The 19,712-nt window shown below is 39.0% G+C and carries 21 protein-coding genes and 1 other annotated feature (1 of these 22 running past the window's edge); of the genes, 20 read left to right on the top strand and 1 reads right to left on the bottom strand.

All coding sequences use genetic code 11. The features are described 5' to 3' along the window. Positions 1 to 535 precede the first annotated feature (535 nt). The 5 genes from dnaJ (at position 536) to deoC (ending at position 5,666) form a co-directional block, all read left to right on the top strand. Positions 536 to 1,657, top strand: coding sequence for a molecular chaperone DnaJ (gene dnaJ, locus CWS20_RS11430; RefSeq protein WP_066201355.1), 1,122 nt, complete (start codon positions 536 to 538; stop codon positions 1,655 to 1,657). A gap of 21 nt (positions 1,658 to 1,678) precedes the next feature. After that, positions 1,679 to 2,617: a 50S ribosomal protein L11 methyltransferase gene (prmA, locus tag CWS20_RS11425; RefSeq protein ID WP_066201352.1), complete on the top strand. Its 939-nt coding sequence runs from the start codon at positions 1,679 to 1,681 to the stop codon at positions 2,615 to 2,617. Positions 2,618 to 2,678: 61 nt separating this feature from the next. Continuing rightward, the gene (locus CWS20_RS11420; RefSeq protein WP_066201350.1) at positions 2,679 to 3,428 is read left to right on the top strand and encodes a 16S rRNA (uracil(1498)-N(3))-methyltransferase; all 750 of its coding nucleotides are present in this window, start codon (positions 2,679 to 2,681) and stop codon (positions 3,426 to 3,428) included. Between the two features lie 6 nt (positions 3,429 to 3,434). After that, positions 3,435 to 4,778: a tRNA (N(6)-L-threonylcarbamoyladenosine(37)-C(2))-methylthiotransferase MtaB gene (gene mtaB, locus CWS20_RS11415; protein ID WP_066201348.1), complete on the top strand. Its 1,344-nt coding sequence runs from the start codon at positions 3,435 to 3,437 to the stop codon at positions 4,776 to 4,778. A gap of 216 nt (positions 4,779 to 4,994) precedes the next feature. After that, entirely contained in the window at positions 4,995 to 5,666 is a 672-nt protein-coding gene (gene deoC / locus CWS20_RS11410; RefSeq protein WP_066201346.1) for a deoxyribose-phosphate aldolase, read from the top strand. A 139-nt stretch (positions 5,667 to 5,805) separates the two neighbouring features. On the opposite strand, the gene CWS20_RS11405 is transcribed toward deoC, so the two are convergent. Then, complete coding sequence (locus tag CWS20_RS11405; protein ID WP_066201344.1) at positions 5,806 to 6,729, bottom strand: Na/Pi symporter; 924 nt, start codon at positions 6,727 to 6,729, stop codon at positions 5,806 to 5,808. A gap of 242 nt (positions 6,730 to 6,971) precedes the next feature. Between CWS20_RS11405 and rpsU the strand changes: the two genes are divergently transcribed. From rpsU to recO, 15 genes are all read left to right on the top strand, one after another. Then, positions 6,972 to 7,145, top strand: a complete 174-nt coding sequence (rpsU, locus tag CWS20_RS11400) for a 30S ribosomal protein S21 (RefSeq protein WP_066201342.1) — start codon at positions 6,972 to 6,974, stop codon at positions 7,143 to 7,145. A 16-nt stretch (positions 7,146 to 7,161) separates the two neighbouring features. Then, positions 7,162 to 7,605: a GatB/YqeY domain-containing protein gene (locus CWS20_RS11395; RefSeq protein ID WP_066201340.1), complete on the top strand. Its 444-nt coding sequence runs from the start codon at positions 7,162 to 7,164 to the stop codon at positions 7,603 to 7,605. Positions 7,606 to 7,875: 270 nt separating this feature from the next. Continuing rightward, positions 7,876 to 9,204 carry an NfeD family protein gene (locus CWS20_RS11390; protein WP_066201338.1) on the top strand — a complete coding sequence of 443 codons (1,329 nt, stop codon included), beginning with the start codon at positions 7,876 to 7,878 and terminating at the stop codon, positions 9,202 to 9,204. A gap of 23 nt (positions 9,205 to 9,227) precedes the next feature. Beyond that, a complete protein-coding gene (gene floA / locus CWS20_RS11385; RefSeq protein ID WP_066201337.1) occupies positions 9,228 to 10,229 on the top strand; it encodes a flotillin-like protein FloA in 1,002 nt (333 codons plus the stop codon). Positions 10,230 to 10,271: 42 nt separating this feature from the next. Beyond that, positions 10,272 to 10,784: a YqfB family membrane protein gene (locus tag CWS20_RS11380; RefSeq protein ID WP_066201334.1), complete on the top strand. Its 513-nt coding sequence runs from the start codon at positions 10,272 to 10,274 to the stop codon at positions 10,782 to 10,784. 74 nt (positions 10,785 to 10,858) lie between these two features. Continuing rightward, positions 10,859 to 11,140: a sporulation protein YqfC gene (gene yqfC / locus CWS20_RS11375; RefSeq protein WP_066201330.1), complete on the top strand. Its 282-nt coding sequence runs from the start codon at positions 10,859 to 10,861 to the stop codon at positions 11,138 to 11,140. Positions 11,141 to 11,273: 133 nt separating this feature from the next. Then, the gene (gene yqfD, locus CWS20_RS11370) at positions 11,274 to 12,467 is read left to right on the top strand and encodes a sporulation protein YqfD (RefSeq protein ID WP_066201327.1); all 1,194 of its coding nucleotides are present in this window, start codon (positions 11,274 to 11,276) and stop codon (positions 12,465 to 12,467) included. Then, positions 12,464 to 13,426 carry a PhoH family protein gene (locus CWS20_RS11365; protein ID WP_066201325.1) on the top strand — a complete coding sequence of 321 codons (963 nt, stop codon included), beginning with the start codon at positions 12,464 to 12,466 and terminating at the stop codon, positions 13,424 to 13,426. The genes yqfD and CWS20_RS11365 overlap by 4 nt, the downstream gene beginning before the upstream one ends. Before the next feature lie 491 nt (positions 13,427 to 13,917). Further along, positions 13,918 to 16,107: an HD family phosphohydrolase gene (locus CWS20_RS11360; RefSeq protein WP_066201323.1), complete on the top strand. Its 2,190-nt coding sequence runs from the start codon at positions 13,918 to 13,920 to the stop codon at positions 16,105 to 16,107. Further along, positions 16,104 to 16,574, top strand: coding sequence for an rRNA maturation RNase YbeY (ybeY, locus tag CWS20_RS11355; protein ID WP_066201320.1), 471 nt, complete (start codon positions 16,104 to 16,106; stop codon positions 16,572 to 16,574). Before CWS20_RS11360 ends, ybeY begins: the two co-directional genes overlap by 4 nt. Beyond that, entirely contained in the window at positions 16,552 to 16,944 is a 393-nt protein-coding gene (locus CWS20_RS11350) for a diacylglycerol kinase family protein (RefSeq protein WP_066201318.1), read from the top strand. Before ybeY ends, CWS20_RS11350 begins: the two co-directional genes overlap by 23 nt. 245 nt (positions 16,945 to 17,189) lie before the next feature. Continuing rightward, on the top strand, positions 17,190 to 17,588 hold the full coding sequence (gene cdd / locus CWS20_RS11345; protein ID WP_066201316.1) for a cytidine deaminase: 399 nt from the start codon (positions 17,190 to 17,192) through the stop codon (positions 17,586 to 17,588). After that, positions 17,581 to 18,492: a GTPase Era gene (era, locus tag CWS20_RS11340; protein WP_066201313.1), complete on the top strand. Its 912-nt coding sequence runs from the start codon at positions 17,581 to 17,583 to the stop codon at positions 18,490 to 18,492. Before cdd ends, era begins: the two co-directional genes overlap by 8 nt. Positions 18,493 to 18,647: 155 nt before the next feature. Next, entirely contained in the window at positions 18,648 to 18,791 is a 144-nt protein-coding gene (locus CWS20_RS11335; RefSeq protein WP_066201311.1) for a YqzL family protein, read from the top strand. 31 nt (positions 18,792 to 18,822) lie between these two features. After that, positions 18,823 to 19,575 (top strand): DNA repair protein RecO, encoded by a 753-nt coding sequence (gene recO, locus CWS20_RS11330; protein WP_066201309.1) that lies wholly within the window; start codon positions 18,823 to 18,825, stop codon positions 19,573 to 19,575. An 80-nt stretch (positions 19,576 to 19,655) separates the two neighbouring features. Next, positions 19,656 to 19,712 (top strand) — a binding site (T-box leader); it runs 122 nt beyond the window's last position.

Below are 19,712 nucleotides of genomic sequence, written 5' to 3'. Positions count from 1 at the left end.
GCCTGCAGGCTGCTTTTTTATATATTTTATTTTCCAGCTTCTAATATCCAGAATGGAAGCCTTGCTTGTACTGTTCAATGTCACCGAAAGCAAATGGGGGCTTCCGAGTCAGAAGCGGAGTCGTTCTAGGATGAATGAGCAAGGATTCATGATATGCTTAAGGCTCTCAGAAAATCGGTCACGCGAGTGTTGCATGGTGAGGCATCCTCAGCTTGCTTAGGGCTGAGGAAAGTCCTTCCGCTTTTCAATGGTCCAGCTGCAGGGCTCAGCCCTTCCGCTTTTCAATGTCCCGCATTGGTGGCTAGGAGCCGTGGTCTTAAGTCAAACCTGAACTGAAGGTAAAGTACACCTTCATTCCAGGTTCGCCTTAAGCTTGAGGCCAACAGGATGTAGGTCATACAGGCGGATGCCACAGGAACGTGGCGAACTAAGCCTGCTCGCTTCTGGACAAGCGACCTACGCTTTTCTTATTGCCTTTTATATTTAAGGAATGATACAATAATTTTTATGTGAAATGAATCGGGGAGTGGTAATCATGGATAAAAGGGATTACTATGAAGTCCTTGGCGTTAGCAAGAGTGCTTCTAAGGATGAAATAAAGAAGGCTTACCGGAAGCTATCCAAGAAATATCATCCGGATATTAATAAAGAACCAGATGCTGATAAAAAGTTTAAAGAAGTTAAAGAAGCATATGAAGTATTAAGCGATGATCAGAAAAAAGCACATTATGATCAATTCGGTCATACGGATCCAAACCAAGGTTTTGGTGGAGCTGGTGGTTTCGAAGGTTTTGGCGGCTTTGAAGATATTTTCAGCACATTCTTTGGAGGCGGCACACGACGCCGTGATCCGAATGCGCCAAGACAGGGAGCGGATTTACAATATAATATGACGCTTTCCTTTGAAGATGCTGCCTTCGGAAAAGAGACAGATATTGAAATTCCACGTGAAGAAACATGTGAAACTTGTCATGGCTCAGGCGCCAAGCCTGGTACTAAAGCGGATACATGTTCACATTGCCATGGCTCTGGCCAGTTAAATGTTGAACAGAATACGCCATTTGGAAAGATTGTCAATCGCAGAGTTTGTAACTATTGTGACGGTACTGGCAAACAAATTAAACATAAATGTTCAACCTGTGGCGGCGACGGTAAAGTGAAAAAACGCCGGAAAATCAATGTGAAAATTCCAGCAGGCATCGATGATGGTCAGCAGCTTCGTGTTTCTGGTCAAGGGGAACCAGGCATTAATGGCGGACCTCCAGGAGATTTATTTGTTGTATTCCATGTACGTTCACATGAATTCTTTGAAAGAGACGGCGATGATATCTATTGTGAAATGCCGATCACATTTGTCCAGGCGGCATTAGGTGATGAAGTAGAAGTTCCTACACTTTACGGTAAAGTAAAGCTTAAAGTGCCAGCAGGGACTCAGACTGGTACTAAGTTCCGCTTAAAAGGCAAAGGAATTGCAAATGTTCGCGGCTATGGTACTGGAGATCAGCATATTATCATTAGAATTATTACGCCTACTAAGCTTTCTGAAAAGCAAAAGCAATTGCTTTCGGAGTTTGCTGAAGTGAGCGGGAATGTACCTCAAGGAGAGCAGGAAGAGAGTTTCTTTTCAAAAGTAAAAAGAGCCTTTAAAGGCGATTAAGGATTAGGGAGTTGGTAGTAAGTGAAATGGTCAGAAATTAGTGTTCATACTACAAATGAAGCAGTGGAGCCAATTTCAAATATTTTGCATGAAGCCGGAGCAAGTGGAGTAGTGATTGAAGATCCGTTCGAGCTAATTAAAGAACGCAGGGATCAATACGGCGAAATCTACCAGCTCGATCCGAATGATTACCCTGATGAAGGTGTCATTGTAAAAGCCTACTTGCCGATAAATAGCTTTTTAGGCGAATCTGTTGAAGAGATTAAAGAATCGATAAACAACTTGATACAATTTAATATCGATATAGGCAAGAATGAAGTGAATATTAGTGAAGTAAATGAAGAAGAATGGGCGACAGCTTGGAAAAAGTATTATCATCCTGTGAAAATATCAGAAAGATTTACAATCGTTCCAACATGGGAAGAATATACACCTGTAAGCAGCGATGAGCTGATTATTGAGCTTGACCCTGGCATGGCGTTTGGCACTGGAACTCATCCGACAACGGTTATGTGCATTCAGGCACTTGAAAGAACGGTCAAATCTGGAGATAACATTATTGATGTAGGAACCGGATCAGGCGTTCTAAGTATTGCTGCAGCCATGCTTGGTTCAAACAAAGTTTCAGCATTGGACTTGGATGAGGTGGCTGTTAACTCTGCAAGGATTAACATTAAGCTAAATAAAGTTCACGATGCTGTAGAAGTATCGCAAAATAACTTGCTTGACGGTGTCAATGAACAAGTAGATGTAGTTGTCGCAAATATATTGGCAGAGGTTATCCTTCGTTTCACAGATGATGTAGCCTCAGCAGTGAAGAAAGACGGTTACTTTATTGCGTCCGGCATCATTCAGCAGAAGAAACAAGAAGTAAAAGATGCGATTATTTCTGCAGGTTTTGAAATCGTGGAAACGCTGCAGATGGAAGATTGGGTAGCGATTATTGGCAAAAGAAAGTAATTGTTTGTAGGGGGAAGCTGGTGACTGTTCCCCCTATTTATACGTTTAGTGAGGGAAAAAGATGCAGAGATATTTTGTTAAGGAAAGCAATTCCGAAGGACGTTTTATCATTAGCGGTGAGGACCATCATCATATTGTTCGTGTGATGAGAATGTCTGTTGGCAATCATATTATCTGTGTCATCGATGATGAGCGTAGTGCGGAATGTGTAATTGTAAAAATTACCGATGAAGAAATTGAAGTGGAAGTTGTACAATGGTTAGAGAGCTCGTCAGAACTTCCTATAAACGTCACAATCGTGAGCGGATTGCCTAAAGGGGATAAGCTGGAATGGATCATCCAAAAGGGAACAGAGCTTGGTGCACAGACGTTTATCCCTTTTACTTCAGCCCGTTCAATTGTCAAGCTAGATGAAAAGAAGGCTGGGAAAAAGCTGGAGCGTTGGCAAAAGATTGCAAAAGAAGCAGCAGAGCAAGCACATCGTACAGTGATTCCCCGTGTTGAAAGCCCAAAATCATTACAGGCAATTATTGAACATGGCAGGCACTTTGATGTGAAATGCATTGCATACGAAGAAAAAAGCAAGCAAGGGGAAGCATCGGCTTTCAAGAAGGCGCTGTCTTCACTGAATAAAGGACAGTCTTTATTGATTGTTTTTGGTCCAGAGGGCGGTTTAACAGCTGAAGAAGTGACGCTTATGGAAAAAAACGGATTTGTTTCTTGCGGACTAGGACCTAGAATTTTAAGAACGGAAACGGCACCACTATATGTACTATCTGCCGTTTCGTATTATTTTGAATTAATGGAGTGAATAAATATGCCAGCAGTAGCTTTTCATACACTTGGCTGTAAAGTAAACCATTATGAAACGGAAGCCATTTGGCAACTATTTAAAGAATCAGGTTACGAGAGAGTCGATTTCGAATCAACTTCAGATGTATATGTTATCAATACTTGTACGGTTACTAATACCGGAGATAAAAAAAGCCGTCAAGTGATCAGACGAGCGATTCGAAAAAATCCTGATGCAGTTATTTGTGTAACAGGCTGTTATGCGCAAACATCACCGGCAGAAATTATGGCGATTCCTGGAGTGGACATTGTTGTCGGTACACAGGACCGTGTAAAAATGCTTGACTACATTGAGCAATATAAACAAGAACGTCAGCCAATTAACGGCGTAGGGAATATTATGAAAAACCGTGTATATGAAGAATTAGATGTACCTGCCTTCACAGACCGTACGCGTGCGTCATTAAAAATACAGGAAGGCTGCAATAACTTCTGTACTTTTTGCATTATCCCTTGGGCTCGCGGCCTAATGAGATCTAGAGATCCAGAAGAAGTGGTACGCCAGGCACAAAGTCTCGTGGATGCAGGCTATAAAGAAATTGTATTAACCGGTATTCATACTGGCGGGTATGGTGAGGACTTAAAAGATTATAATTTAGCTATGCTTTTGAAAAGCTTAGAATCGAGAGTACATGGGCTGAAACGGATTCGTATTTCTTCAATAGAAGCGAGTCAAATCACAGATGAGGTCATCCAAGTGATTAATGATTCCAATGTCATCGTTAGACATCTTCATATCCCTATTCAGTCTGGTTCTGATACGGTTCTGAAAAGAATGCGCCGCAAGTATACAATGGAATTCTTTGCAGAGCGATTGGAGCGCTTAAAAGAAGCTTTACCAGGTTTAGCGGTTACATCAGATGTTATTGTAGGTTTCCCGGGTGAAACGGAAGAGGAATTTATGGAAACCTATAACTTTATTAAAGAACATAAATTTTCAGAGCTTCACGTATTCCCATACTCAAGCAGAACGGGGACTCCGGCTGCAAGAATGACTGATCAGATAGATGAGGAAATTAAAAATGAACGGGTTCACCGCTTAATTAATTTATCTGATCAGCTTGCAAAAGAATACGCAAGCCAGTTTGAAAATGAGGTGTTAGAGGTGATTCCTGAAGAGCCATATAAAGAGGCGCCTGGTAACAACTTATTTGTTGGGTATACTGATAATTACTTGAAAGTTATTTTGCCTGCCACTGAAGAAATGGTCGGAAAAATAGTGAAAGTAAAAATTACGAAAGCTGGATATCCTCATAACGAAGGACAATTTATTCGTGTAATGGATGATATTGAAGAGACAGCTGTATAAAGATAAAAAAACTGCCTATCTTGGGCAGTTTTTTTCTTTATTTGGAAAAGTGGGGCATGAACATTAAAACGTGCAGCAAACTAAGTGTGACACAACTTGATTGGAGAATTACTCCAAGCTAAAACTTTGTCCAATGATTTGCTCGATATTTATTTAGATTGATGATATGATTACAGAGGTACGTACAACTGTTTAATTTTGAAAGGGGTTTGTATAATGTCACAAACGATAGCTAAAATGATTGATCATACATTATTAAAAGCAGATGCTACAAAAGAACAAATTGAAAAATTATGCGCTGAAGCGAAGGAATATGGTTTTGCGTCAGTTTGTGTAAATCCAGCATGGGTAAAGCTTTCTTCTGATCTGCTTGCTGATACAGATGTTGATGTGTGCACAGTTATCGGTTTTCCTCTTGGTGCATCCACTCCCGAAACGAAGGCATTTGAAACAAAAAATGCAATTGAAAACGGCGCAACTGAAGTAGATATGGTCATCAATATTGGCGCATTGAAAAGTGGTCAAGCTGATTTGGTGGAAAAAGACATTCAAGCTGTTGTCGAGGCTGCTAAAGGAAAAGCGCTTACTAAGGTAATTATTGAAACTTGCCTATTATCAGATGATGAAAAAGAACTCTCGTGTGAACTTGCAGTAAAAGCAGGCGCGGATTTTGTAAAAACCTCAACTGGCTTTTCAACAGGCGGCGCAACTGCTTCTGATATAGCTTTAATGAGGAAAACAGTAGGGCCGGATATTGGCGTAAAAGCATCAGGCGGAGTCAGGAGTGCTGAAGATGCACAAGCAATGATTGAAGCTGGTGCAACAAGAATCGGTGCAAGCTCAGGAATTGCCATTGTACAAGGATTAACAAGTGATTCAGATTATTAATCATAATTTTTTTGAAAAAGCTGGCAAAAATGCTGGCTTTTTTTATGTTTTCAAGTTTTGTAAAACGGTTAAAAAAGGGATAAATTTGAAGTGGAAAGCATTTTTCATTTGCCTTCCCTCACAACTCCGCATGATTAATTTATTTTCGATCATGCAGGCGGATGATCAGCTTGCTGAAGCGATTGGCAAATGGCAGAACCATTAATGATGAGACCACATTAAAAATTACACTCACATGGGCAAGCTGGACATCAACTTGGCTTGCTGCTTCGATGCCAATTTGCGTCAGTATATTGATAAAAGGGTAAAATGCCGCAACACCAAGAAGATTTAGCCATATATGAGCGTAGGCTGTCAGCTTGGCTTCTCGACCTGCGCCTATTGCAGCTAGCAAAGCATCGGCACAAGTGCCGATATTAGCCCCGAGCATAATAGCAATGCCAGTATCTAAATCCATAGCGCCTGCAGTTAAGAATCCCATAATGATACCAGTTGTTGCTGTACTTGACTGGATAATAGCAGTAATGATAATTCCTGCTAAGATAGCGTAAAAGTGGTTTCCATCCAATGTAAGCAGCATATCTTTCACCCAAGCGGTTTCCTTTATCGCAAAAGCTAAATATTCAAATCCACGCATAGCTGCAAATACACATGATATACCTAATAGACCAATTCCGATGCTTTGTATGCCTTTGTAGCGAATAAAAGCAAGGATCGCTCCGATTATCGTAATGGGGATAATGTAAGATTCGATATTAAAGGTAATCAGTTCTGTTGTAAATGTTGTTCCTATATTGCTTCCTAATATTATACCGATTGTTTGAGGGAAGGTAAGCAGCTTTGCTGCAACAAGGCCAATAGTAATAACCATCACTGCAGAGCTGCTTTGCATTATGGCAGTTATGATCATGCCAATGATGAAGCCTTTTAAAGGGGTATTCGTGAAAATGGTTAGCCATTTCTTAGTTGAATCAGCAGATAATTGAAATAGCCCTTTTCTAAGCAATGTCATCCCGAATATAAAAATGGCAATTAATAAAATAAACATCAGTATTTTCAACAAGTCTCTTCTCCCCCCTCAAATAATGATATGGCCAAGTTTATAGGGACATGCATATTGAAGAGGAAAAAAACGAAGAATAAAATAAAATTGCGCTAGTTATGTTAGCACAATTTTTAAAACAAACAGGGGACACAGGGCGAATTACAGTTGACCTCGAAACGCTGTTATATTATAATTGCAAAGTACATGGTATTCCATGTTTTTAGATGTAAGTGTGTTGTGCTCGGAGGGAGGGAAAGAGAATGTCTAAAACCGTCGTTCGTAAAAACGAATCGCTTGAAGATGCTCTTCGTCGCTTCAAACGTTCAGTATCAAAAACTGGTACTTTGCAAGAAGCTAGAAAGCGCGAATTCTACGAAAAACCTAGTATTAAACGTAAGAAAAAGTCTGAAGCTGCAAGAAAACGCAAGTTCTAAGAGAGGGTGTATGTAATTGAGTCTTCTCGAGCGTTTAAATGAAGATATGAAACAAGCGATGAGGAATAAAGAAAAAGAAAAACTTACTGTTATTCGGATGATTAAAGCTTCATTGCAAAATGAGTCAATTAAGCAAGGTAAAGATCTAACCGAAGATCAGGAGTTAACTGTCCTTTCTCGCGAAGTGAAACAACGCAAGGATTCCCTCCATGAATTTAACAAAGCAGGTCGTGAAGATCTTGTCGAAAAAATTCGTACTGAATTGCAGTACGTAGAGTTATATATGCCTGAACAGCTTTCAGAGGAGGAAGTTTCGCAAATTGTTCAACAAACAATTCAAGAAACAGGTGCTTCATCAAAAGCTGATATGGGTAAAGTGATGTCCGCTGTCATGCCGAAGCTAAAAGGTAAAGCGGATGGATCACTAATCAATAAACTTGTACAACAACACCTTTCATAAAAAAGATGTACGAAAGACCGGAGCATTCGCTTACGGTCTTTTTATATCTCTAAAAAACCTGAACAAACTTAATCGGGATGTCTAAGTTTGTCGAATTTTGTGGGTGACAGGTACTTCTGCATTCCCCTTCTTCTCTACCTCTGTTCATTGCTACGGTATTAAGTTACAATAAAAAAGAGAAAATAATATTATTGAAATAAATATGAAACCTTTTTTACATACATACGTATGAATTGGGGAGGGTCAATTTGAAGGGAAGGAGGTAAAGAGTTGAAGCTTAGAAAACTAATCATCATCCTTTCATTTCTTAGTGCATTTATGTTATTGTTCATTCCAGCTAATAAAGGAGATGCGAACAATGAAATAGTATATATTGTACCGTTCGAAGAAACGGTTGAAAAAGGTTTATATGCCTTTCTTGAACGGGCAGTGAAGGAAGCTGAGGAAGAAAATGCGTCTGCGATTATTTTTGAAATGAATACACCTGGAGGAGAAGTCGATGCTGCCAGTAAAATAGGCCGTTTGCTTAATTCAACAGATGTGAAGACCATTTCATATGTAAATACACAGGCTCTTTCAGCGGGTGCATATATTTCATTAAATATGGATGAAATTTATATGGTTCCTGGAGCAACAATGGGTTCAGCGGCCATTATTGATCAGGAGGGAAATACGGCTGATCAAAAAGCAGTTTCTTATTGGTTATCTGCCATGACTGCTGCAGCTGAACAAAGCGGTAGAGATCCAATCATCGCTAAGGCAATGGCAGATGATTCTGTAGATTTACCTGAACTTGGCGCACCGAAGGGAAAGCTGCTGACATTAACGGCAAGTCAAGCACTTGAAGTTGAATATTCAGAAGGAACATTTGCTACAAGAGCTGAACTTTTGGAGCATTTAGGCTACGAAAATGCTGAAATCCGCTCCGTTGATGAAAGCTTTGCAGAAAAAGTGGCAAGGTTTATAACTAACCCGTATGTCGTACCGATTTTACTTTCTATTGGAAGCATAGGCTTAATTTTAGAGCTTTACTCTCCTGGATTCGGCATACCAGGGCTTATGGGGATATCATCGCTTATCTTATTCTTCTATGGTCATTTAGTTGCCGGTTTAGCCGGGTATGAATCATTAATATTATTCATTATTGGAATTGGCTTAATTATTGCAGAGTTTTTCCTTCCTGGAGGTATTGCAGGAATACTGGGCATTGGTGCTGTTCTTGGCAGTTTGTTTATGGCAGGTGGCGATATACAGCATATGGCTATCTCCATTTTAATTGCGATTGCTTGTGCAATAGTAGTATCTATTTTAATGGTAAAGGTGTTTGGTAAAAAAATGAAATTTTTCAAAAAGCTCGTTTTAAGTGATTCCACAAATACTGAAAGTGGCTATATTTCGAATAAAACCCGTTCTGAACTTATCGGAAAAGAAGGATATGCGTTGACTGGGCTCCGTCCTTCAGGTACTGTAGTGATTGACAATGAAAGAATTGATGTTGTCAGCGAAGGCGGATTTGTTTTGAAAGATGCGAAAGTCGTTGTTGTAAAAGCAGAAGGCACTCGCGTAGTAGTAAGAGAAGTACCTAATTTAAATAAATAAATAAACATTCAGGAGGCAGATTCATGGGTATTGATCCAGCATCAATCTTTACAGTAGTAATCGTTATACTTGCGATTATCGCATTAGCAGTATTATTCACATTCGTGCCGGTAATGCTGTGGATTTCAGCATTGGCAGCAGGTGTAAAAGTAAGCATTTTCACACTTATTGGGATGAGATTACGTCGGGTTATTCCGAGCAGAGTCATCAATCCATTAATTAAAGCGCATAAAGCAGGACTTGATGTTACGACAAATCAGCTAGAGAGCCATTACTTAGCTGGCGGTAATGTTGACCGTGTTGTAAACGCTTTGATTGCAGCACACCGTGCAAACATGGAATTAAGCTTTGAGCGAAGCGCAGCAATTGACTTAGCAGGTCGTGACGTTTTAGAAGCTGTGCAAATGAGTGTTAACCCTAAGGTTATTGAAACACCATTTATTTCTGGTGTGGCTATCAATGGTATCGAAGTAAAAGCAAAAGCAAAAATCACAGTAAGAGCAAACATTGACAGATTAGTCGGTGGTGCAGGTGAAGAAACAATTATTGCCCGTGTTGGTGAGGGAATTGTATCCACAATCGGTTCATCTACAAAACATACAGAGGTTCTTGAAAACCCTGATATGATTTCACAAACAGTTTTATCAAAAGGCTTGGATGCAGGAACGGCATTTGAAATCTTATCCATTGATATCGCTGATGTTGATATCGGTAAAAATATCGGCGCAGAATTACAAACTGAACAGGCAGAAGCAGATAAAAATATCGCACAAGCTAAAGCGGAAGAACGCCGTGCAATGGCTGTAGCGAAAGAACAGGAAATGAAAGCAAAAGTTGAGGAAATGAGAGCGAAAGTTGTTGAAGCAGAATCTCAAGTGCCATTAGCGATGGCAGATGCCCTTAAATCAGGTAATATTGGTGTAATGGATTATATGAACATCCAAAATATCGAAGCAGATACGGATATGAGGGATTCCATTAGCAAAGTATCCGACGAATCTAAAAAAGGACCGAAGAATGACTAATCATTCTGATATTCAATCCCCTGGAAGGGAGGATCGTTCCTAATGATAGAATTTTTGCTACAAAATCCGCTGCTTATTGTTGTGCTTATTGGGATTATTACTTCTGTATTCGGTAATAAAAGCAAGCAGGAGCAGCAAAAACAGCAGCAAAAGCAAAAACAGCAACAGCAAAGACAACAGGAGACTAGGCAGCAGCAAACCATGTCGGCTGAAGTTGAGCGTGAAGAGCGAAAGCCTATTGCTGATGTCAATGAAGATCAATTAAAGAAATATGCAAAAGAAGTATCAACGCATTATGAAGCAGAGATATCTGATCGAAAGCAGGAAGTGGAGGAAAAAATTGCAGCCCTAAGAAAACAGAGAAAGCAAGCTGAAAAGAAAGCAAATGCTTTTCTGTCTTCCACTGAAAAAGGAGCATCCTCATCACTTTCAGGTAACGTGAAGCAGCCTTCAATGACTGTAGGAAGCCAAAAGCTCGTCGATGCAGTTATCTGGTCGGAAATACTTGGACCGCCACGTTCGATGAAACCTCATCGTGCAAGGCAGAGAAAATAATAAATTCGCACTGAAAAAAGTGCTAGAACCCCTTTTCATTTCATACATATGAGATGAAAGGGGGTTCTTTTTTTATGGCAAAAAAGTGGGGACAGCTTTTAAAGAGCTGGATGACAAAAAATATGGAACTTCCTCAAGATGTCATGATGGATTTGCCCCGGATTACAATGATAGGACAAATTCATATCTATATTGAGAATCACCGCGGCCTGCTTGCGTTTTCGGATAAAGAAGTAAGACTGTTATTAGAGCAAGGACAGCTGTTGATAAAAGGAAATGCATTTGTAATAAAAACAATTTTGCCTGAAGAGATTTTATTAGAGGGGAAGATTGATCAAGTAATTTATATAACTTAATTCTTCGTTGTATTGATTATTAGCTTTCATTCGTGACATAAGCAGGGGCAGAGCAACATCGCTAACCATTGGAAGTAAAGCTACCTAGGATTAGCGATTCCGCTTGCTTATATCTATTCATTGGGAGGAAGATATGAAGAATCAGTGGCTTGAGTTTTACAAAGGGATTGTTAAAGTTAGGACAAGCGGTAGAGGCATTGAACGATTTATCAATATGCTAACGCGTGACGGTATTTCTGTTTGGAATGTTAAGAGTCACGGCACGCATGCACTTACCTTTGAAATGAAATTGGAAGATGCTAAGAAGCTGAGAACCTATGCGCGGAAAAGTGAATGCAAGATTGAATTTATTAAGCGAAAAGGCCTTCCGTTTATGCAAAAACGAATGCTGAAAAATAGCGGATTTCTAATTGGAGCGATAGGTTTTATTTTAGTCATCTTTGTCTTATCAAATATGGTATGGGGCATTGAAATTAAGGGGGCAAACCCTGCGACAGAATACAAAATGATGAAGCAATTAAAAGAAATTGGCGTTAAGAAAGGGAAGCTCCAGTTTTTCATTGATACACCCGAAGGCATTCAGCGCCATTTAACTAATAGCATTGAAGAAATCACATGGGTTGGTGTCGAATTGAAAGGGACAACCTACCATCTGCAAGTTGTAGAAAAGAATGAACCGGAAAAGCCTGAGTATGTATCCCCGCAAAATCTCGTCGCTAAAAAGAAAGGGACAATTGTAGGGATGTTTGTTGAAGAAGGATTGCCTGTAGTGAAAATTAATGATTTCGTAAAACCAGGAGACCTTTTAGTTTCAGGTGAAATGGGGAATGATGTGAAGGTGGAGACAGTTGCCGCCAAGGGTGAGGTTTTTGCAGAAACATGGTATAAATCAGATGTTAGCTACCCACTAAAGAAAACATCACAAGTATATACCGGGAATGAAAAAATAAAGCATTCTTTGAATTTTGATTTATTTCGCCTGCCAATTTGGGGCTTCGGTAAAATAGGCTTTGAACAATATGAAGTAGAAGAGAATGAAAAAAAATTTAAGTTTTTAAAATGGGAATTGCCTATATCTTATGTAGAAAAAACGTATCGCGAAAGCGAACAGATGACAAAAGTATATGATCACAAAGAGGCGATTGAAGAGGCAAAAAAACTGGCAAGAAATAAAATAAAGAATGATTTAGGTGAAAATGTAGAGATAAAAGGGGAAAATGTTTTGCACCAAGCTGTAGACAATGGTAAAGTTACATTATCAATACATTTCCAAATTATTGAGAATATTGCTGAAGGACAACCAATAATCCAAGGAGATACAGAATGACAGATGATTTAAAAACATTAAATGTCCACTTTGAGGACCCAAATGAAGCAATTGCGCTGCTTGGCAATGGAGACGCCAACGTAAAAATAATTGAACAGGAATTGAACATTTCAATTGTGACAAGAGGGGAAACTGTATATGTTTCCGGAGAGCCGGAATCTGTAGAGTTAGCTGGCAAAGTGATTGAAAAATTACTTTTTGTCATCAGAAAAGGGATTAATATTAGTGGGCGTGATGTTGTATATGCGCTACAAATGGGACAAAAAGGCACGTTAGAATATTTTAGAGATTTATATGAAGAAGAGATTACGAAAAATGCTAAAGGAAAACCGATCAGGGTTAAAACACTCGGCCAACGTCAGTACTTAATGGCAATGAAGGAGAATGATCTCGTTTTCGGCATCGGACCAGCCGGTACAGGAAAGACATATTTGGCTGTAGTTATGGCTGTAAATGCATTAAAAAATGGACAGGTTAAACGTATGATCCTCACCCGTCCTGCTGTCGAAGCAGGTGAAAGCCTAGGATTCCTCCCAGGTGATTTAAAAGAGAAGGTGGATCCATATTTAAGACCTCTATACGACGCCCTGCATGATATTTTAGGGGTAGAGCATACACAGCGATTGATTGAAAGAGGAACGATTGAAATAGCCCCGCTTGCTTATATGAGGGGAAGAACGCTTGATGATGCTTTTGTTATTCTGGATGAAGCACAGAATACGACGCAAGCCCAGATGAAGATGTTCTTAACTAGATTAGGGTTTGGTTCTAAAATGGTTATAACAGGCGATAGAACTCAAGTTGATTTGCCTAGAGGCGTAAAGTCAGGTCTTATCGTTGGTGAAGACATATTAAGCGGTGTGAAGGGAATTGCCTTTATACACCTTGAGCAAAGTGATGTTGTTCGTCATCCATTAGTTGCACGAATTATACATGCATATGAACAGAAACAAGAATAAAGAAAACCGCTGGCAACCAGCGGTTTTCTTTTGAGATAAGGAAGTAAAAGTTTCTTCGAGCTAGAAAAATGTCTAGCTCCAGCTCCTATCAAACTTCAGGTCTCCTCGCTTGCGTAAGTCAACATAGGTTGCTAACGCCCACCGTGTTTCCTTCATCGCAGATTAACGGGCGGTAAGACCCACAGCTCAAAGATGAAGGAAAATCCCACTGTGGGATTTTCACCTTATCGAAAGCACAAGCCCTTCCAGTTATACGACGTTGAGCAGGGCGCCATGTGCTTTTTTATTGAAATGTGAACAAAAGTAGGCAAATTCTATACTTGATTGCTGAAATAAGGAAAAATAGGGTAAAATACTAGTATATTAATAAGGGTAAAATGAGAAAATTTTGATGAAAGTTTCACAAAAAGCTGTTATGATTTTACATAATTGAAGTCGATAGCCATGGCTTTTTTGGCATAACAGTCCGCCAAGATAGGAGGAACAATAAATTGGATAAGCTCCAGCTGTATATGACGAAGCTAAGAAATTTATTAAAAATAACATTTATGAGAATATTATTATTTCTCCTTCTTGGAATCATCATGTATTTTACAATGTTCTCTAATGTACGGCCGGAGAAATTAGATTTAAGCTTATTTTCCGTTGCTGAACAGACAATCCGATCTCCTATAACGATTGAAGATAAAGCAAGTACTGAAAAAAAGAAAAAAGATGCTGAAAATCAAGTATCAGATGTTTATGTAGTAAAAAAGGAAATCGCACAAAACCGAGTAGATTTGATTACATCCATATTTGACACTGTATCAGAAGTAAATGATGAAGCGGTTGAAGAGGATAAAAAAGCTGCTGAAAAGGCTGCAGAAAATAGTGAAGACAGCAATCAATCTAAGGTGAAAAAAATAAGTATAGAAGAGAAGCTTGAACGTACAAAAGAGAAACTTACTGAAGGTGTGACGAAGGAAGTTTCAGATGACGTTCTGCTCGCTCTTTTAGAAGCAAATTCAACGGATTTATCAATTGCAAAGGATGTAACCGTTACAGAAATCAATAATGTAATGCAGGAGCGTATTCCAGCAGATGGTGTAGAGAATGCGAAGAAGAGAGTAGAAAATCAAATTAACTTAACCTCTTTAAACGCAAACCTTCGCTCTTCCATGGTCGACCTGGGCCGTTACGCTATTTATCAAAATGAATTTTATGACCCTGTAGCGACCCAGGAAGCACGTCAAACAGCTGTTGAAGGGGTAGAGCCTGTAAAGATTCTCCAAGGTCAAATTCTTGTTGAGCAAAATCAGCTCATCAGCCGCGAGGTTTACCGTCAGCTTGAATTAGTAGGCATGCTTGATAATGAAAATTCAGTTAAGCCATTTATTGGACTTGGGCTTATCATATTAGTTATTTTATGTGCTACATATTATTATTTTTATGAATTAAATCGTACGGAAGATATTAAGCAAAACTACTTATTAGTGTACAGCATCGTTTTTGTTATCTCGCTTTTGCTGATGAAGGGAATCAGTTATATTCAAGCGTTTGAATACTCGGAAATCGTTTATGTTTTTCCAGCTGCAATGGGCGGCATGCTCATTAAGATCTTAATTGATGAAAAGCTGGCGATTTATTATTCTGTCATTCTGTCTATTTGCGGCAGCCTGATTTTTAATGAAGGTGTGACAGGCACCTTTCATGTTACAGCGGGTATTTACATTATTTGCAGCGGTATTGCGGGTATTTTGTTCTTAAGCAAACATAATCAGCGTTCAAAAATATTGCAGGCTGGCCTGTTTGTGTCGGGTGTGAATATTTTGGTGATTATTTCTCTCATGCTGTTGCGCAATGGGCAAATAGATTTAATGGAATATGGATTTTACTTTATCGCTGGTTTTGTTTCAGGCATATCATCTGCTGTCCTGACTATTGGCTTCCTTCCGTTCTTTGAATCTGGCTTTGGCATGCTTTCGGCAATGAAATTAATAGAGCTATCAAATCCGAATCATCCGCTGCTCAGGAAAATATTAACTGAGGCGCCGGGGACGTATCATCATAGTGTAATGGTCGCCAATTTATCAGATTCTGCCTGTGAAGCGATAGGAGCAAATGGGCTGCTTGCAAGAGTAGGCTGTTATTATCATGATATCGGTAAAACGAAAAGACCGCAGTTTTTTATTGAAAACCAAATAAATATTGATAATCCTCATGATAAGCTTCCGCCGCAAACAAGTAAAAATATCATCATTGCCCATGCTGAAGATGGGGCGGAAATGCTGCGCAAGCATAAAATGCCAAAAGAAATTGTTGATATTGCAGAGCAGCATCACGGGACAACATTATTGAAATTTTTCTACCATAAAGCTATGGAGAGTGGATTGGACGTTAAAGAAGAGGACTATCGCTATCCTGGTCCAAAGGCACAAACAAAAGAAGTGGCTGTTATCGGCATTGCCGACAGTGTGGAAGCAGCAGTCCGTTCTATGTCCCAGCCAACTCCTGAGCAAATTGATCATCTCATTCGCAAAATTATTTCTGACCGTCTTCAGGATGGACAGTTAAATGAATGTGATTTAACATTAAAAGAGCTCGAGATAGTTGCCCATTCATTTAATGAAACATTGAATGGAATCTTCCACTCAAGAATTGAATATCCAGAAATGACGAATCAGAAGGTGAAGCAAGCATGAATTTAATAATAGATTTTATAGATGAAACGAAAGACTTAACTGAGAGCCAGATAGCAGAGATTAATCAACTATTGAATTTTGCGGCAGAGAAGGAAAATGTAGATGGTGAAACAGAGGTTTCTGTTACATTTGTAAATAATGAGCGAATACAGGAGATCAATCGCGAATATAGAGATAAAGACCGTCCAACAGATGTGATTTCCTTTGCGATGGAGGAATTAGGAGAGGGGGAAATTGCATTAATGGGAGAGGATCTCCCAAGAGTATTGGGTGACATTATCATTTCGATTCCAAAGGCAAAAGAACAGGCGGAAGAATACGGCCATACCTTTATGAGAGAGCTTGGTTTTCTTGCAGTTCACGGCTTTCTCCACCTGTTAGGCTATGACCATGAAACGACTGAGGAGGAAAAGATTATGTTTACGCGCCAGAAGGATATTTTAGATGAGTACGGATTGGAAAGATAGACGGCCAAAGCGGAATCGCAGCCTATTTGAATCGTTTTATTATGCATTTTCGGGAATTTTTTCAGCGATTAAACGCGAAAGGAATTTACAAATTCATATAGTCATTACCGTGTTAGTCGTAATTATTGGTAGCCTCATGTCATTATCGACGATTGAGTGGCTATTTATTATCTTTGCAGTCGGTGGAATGATTGCGCTTGAACTGGTCAATACGGCGATTGAAAGAGTGGTTGATTTGGCAACTGCAGAGCTGCACCCATTGGCTAAACAAGCGAAAGATATTGCAGCTGGTGCAGTGCTCGTTTACGCTTTCGTTGCATTTGTTGTAGGACTTATCATCTTTTTACCAAAAATAACAGAACTGCTATAGTGTAACCTAAGCCAGTTTCTTCTAGAGGAGAAACTGGCTTATTTATATTTTAGAAAGGTTTTTTTTATTTCTATTTGTAAATAAAATTGGAATCGGCTAAAATGGCAGAACAGTGAATGCTAAAATGGGTTTATTTACTGAAAATTCTATTTATTTATTACAAAATGACAACAACCCATGATTTTACAAAAGAAATGGTGTAAAATAAAAGAAGGCAATAAGCCTTTTTAGAAAGGAAGACGGACTTGAATATCAACCAATTAATCCAGGAAGCAAAAATAGCAAGAGATAAAGCATATGTTCCCTATTCAAAATTTAAAGTTGGAGCTGCATTATTAGCAGAAGATGGTACAGTTTTCCACGGCTGTAATATAGAGAATGCCGCATATAGTATGTGTAATTGTGCAGAGCGTACGGCTCTCTTTAAAGCTTATTCTGAGGGCGTAACACAATTTGCAGTTTTAGCGGTAGTAGCTGATACAAGTCGACCGGTCTCGCCATGTGGGGCGTGCAGGCAGGTCATTTCAGAGCTTTGCTCAAAAGATATGGAGATTATCTTAACAAACATGAATGGGGATATACAGAAATTAACAGTAGAACAATTATTGCCAGGGGCATTTTCACCGGAGGATTTAAATGAATAACGAACAAGGACATAAATCAGGGTTTATCTCAATCATCGGAAGACCTAATGTTGGGAAATCTACATTTCTAAACAGGGTAATTGGCCAAAAAATTGCCATTATGAGTGATAAACCGCAGACAACAAGAAATAAAGTTCAAGGTGTATTAACAACAGACGACGCACAATTTATATTTATTGATACCCCAGGGATTCATAAGCCAAAGCATAAACTTGGTGATTTTATGATGAAGGTTGCGCAAAATACCCTTAAAGAAGTCGATGCCATTATATTTATGGTAAATGCAGAGGAAGGCTTTGGTAAAGGGGAAGAATTCATTCTTGAGAAGTTCCAGACAGTGAACACGCCAATTATTCTGGTCATTAACAAGATTGATCGCATTCACCCTGATCAATTGCTTCCTATTATGGATTCATACAAAGAAAAATACGATTTTAGTGACATTGTACCTATCTCTGCACTAGAAGGAAATAATGTCGATAATCTTCTTAAGCAAATAAAAAATTATTTGCCGGAAGGACCTCAATACTATCCAGCTGACCAAGTGACAGATCATCCGGAAAGGTTTATTATCTCGGAATTAATAAGAGAAAAAGCTTTGCATTTAACGAGAGAAGAAATACCTCATTCCCTTGCCGTCCTTATTGACAAAATTGAAAGACAGGGTGACAAGGATATCATTCATGTCATGGCAACAATTATTGTAGAGCGGGATTCCCAAAAGGGGATCGTGATTGGTAAACAAGGGAAAATGCTAAAGGAAGTTGGCAAGAGAGCAAGGGTGGACATTGAAAATTTGCTTGGCACGAAGGTTTATCTCGAACTATGGGTAAAGGTGCAGAAAGATTGGCGAAATAAAATGTCGCAGCTGAGAGACTTTGGATTTAGAGAGGACGAATACTAATCATTCAACCTTAACTAAATTATTTTACTTTCCATGAATTTATGCATGTTTTCTTTTAACAAATTTTTCGTCTTATGATTTTCAGAAGACAGGCTATGATAAGATTAAAGGAATTTTATATGGTTGCTAGTACAAACAAAAAGGTGGGGTTATCGATGAAAGATTTTACTTGGAAACTCTTTTCACACACAGGTAATATTGACACATACCTTCTTTTCAAGGAGTTGGAAAAAGACAATCAAGATATACCCGAAAATCAAGATGAAGAACTAGCAGAGCTTGACTTTCCCATCTCATAGGTTGTCATCATATGAAGGATGGTGACATGAAATGCTTGAAAAATGTGAAGGCATTGTCATTCGAACAGTAAATTATGGCGAATCAAATAAAATAGTTACTCTCTTTACAAGAGAATGGGGCAAGGTTGGTGTGATGGCACGTGGAGCTAAAAAGCCGAGTAGTCGGCTCTCTGCTGTCACCCAGCCTTTTACTTATGGACACTTTCTCGTGCAAAGAGGAAAAGGCTTGGGCGGCCTGCAGCAAGGTGATATCATCCAATCGATGCGTTCGATTAAAGAAGATATTTTCCTCACAGCTTACGTCAGCTATATTGTTGATTTACTTGATAAAGGGACAGAGGAAAAAAGGCCAAATCCCTTTTTGTTTGAGCTGGTTATGCAATCAATTCAGTTGATTAATGAAGGAAATGACCCTGAAATCATTACGAATATATTCGAAATGAAAATGCTCAATCAATTAGGGCTGTATCCAGTTTTAAATCAATGTGCAATTTGTAAAAATACAGATGGAGAATTTTCTTTTTCTATAAGGGAGGGTGGCCTGATTTGTCACCGATGTTTAGAAAAAGATCCATATCACTATAAAATATCACCAGCAACTGTAAAGCTGCTGAGACTGTTTTATTATTTTGACCTTTCGCGGCTTGGCAATATTTCTGTGAAAGATATGACTAAGGCTGAGTTGAAAAAAATTATTTCAGCATATTATGATGAGTATTCGGGCTTAACGTTAAAAACGAAACGCTTTCTCGACCAAATGGCTAACTTTAAAGGATTGGTATAGCAGAGTTCTTACTAATAATTTTTTACATGAGTATTGACTTTCTGAAAAAATTTCGCTATGATTCATTTTAATAAAATGTATTTGTTGCTGAGAAAGAGAAGAGTACTTAACATACTCTATCATAGCGAGCCTGGAAT

Origin of the sequence: Cytobacillus horneckiae, assembly GCF_002835735.1 — a bacterium.
Classification (GTDB): Bacteria; Bacillota; Bacilli; order Bacillales; family Cytobacillaceae; genus Cytobacillus; species Cytobacillus horneckiae.
This window is presented reverse-complemented; position numbering and strand designations above follow the sequence as displayed.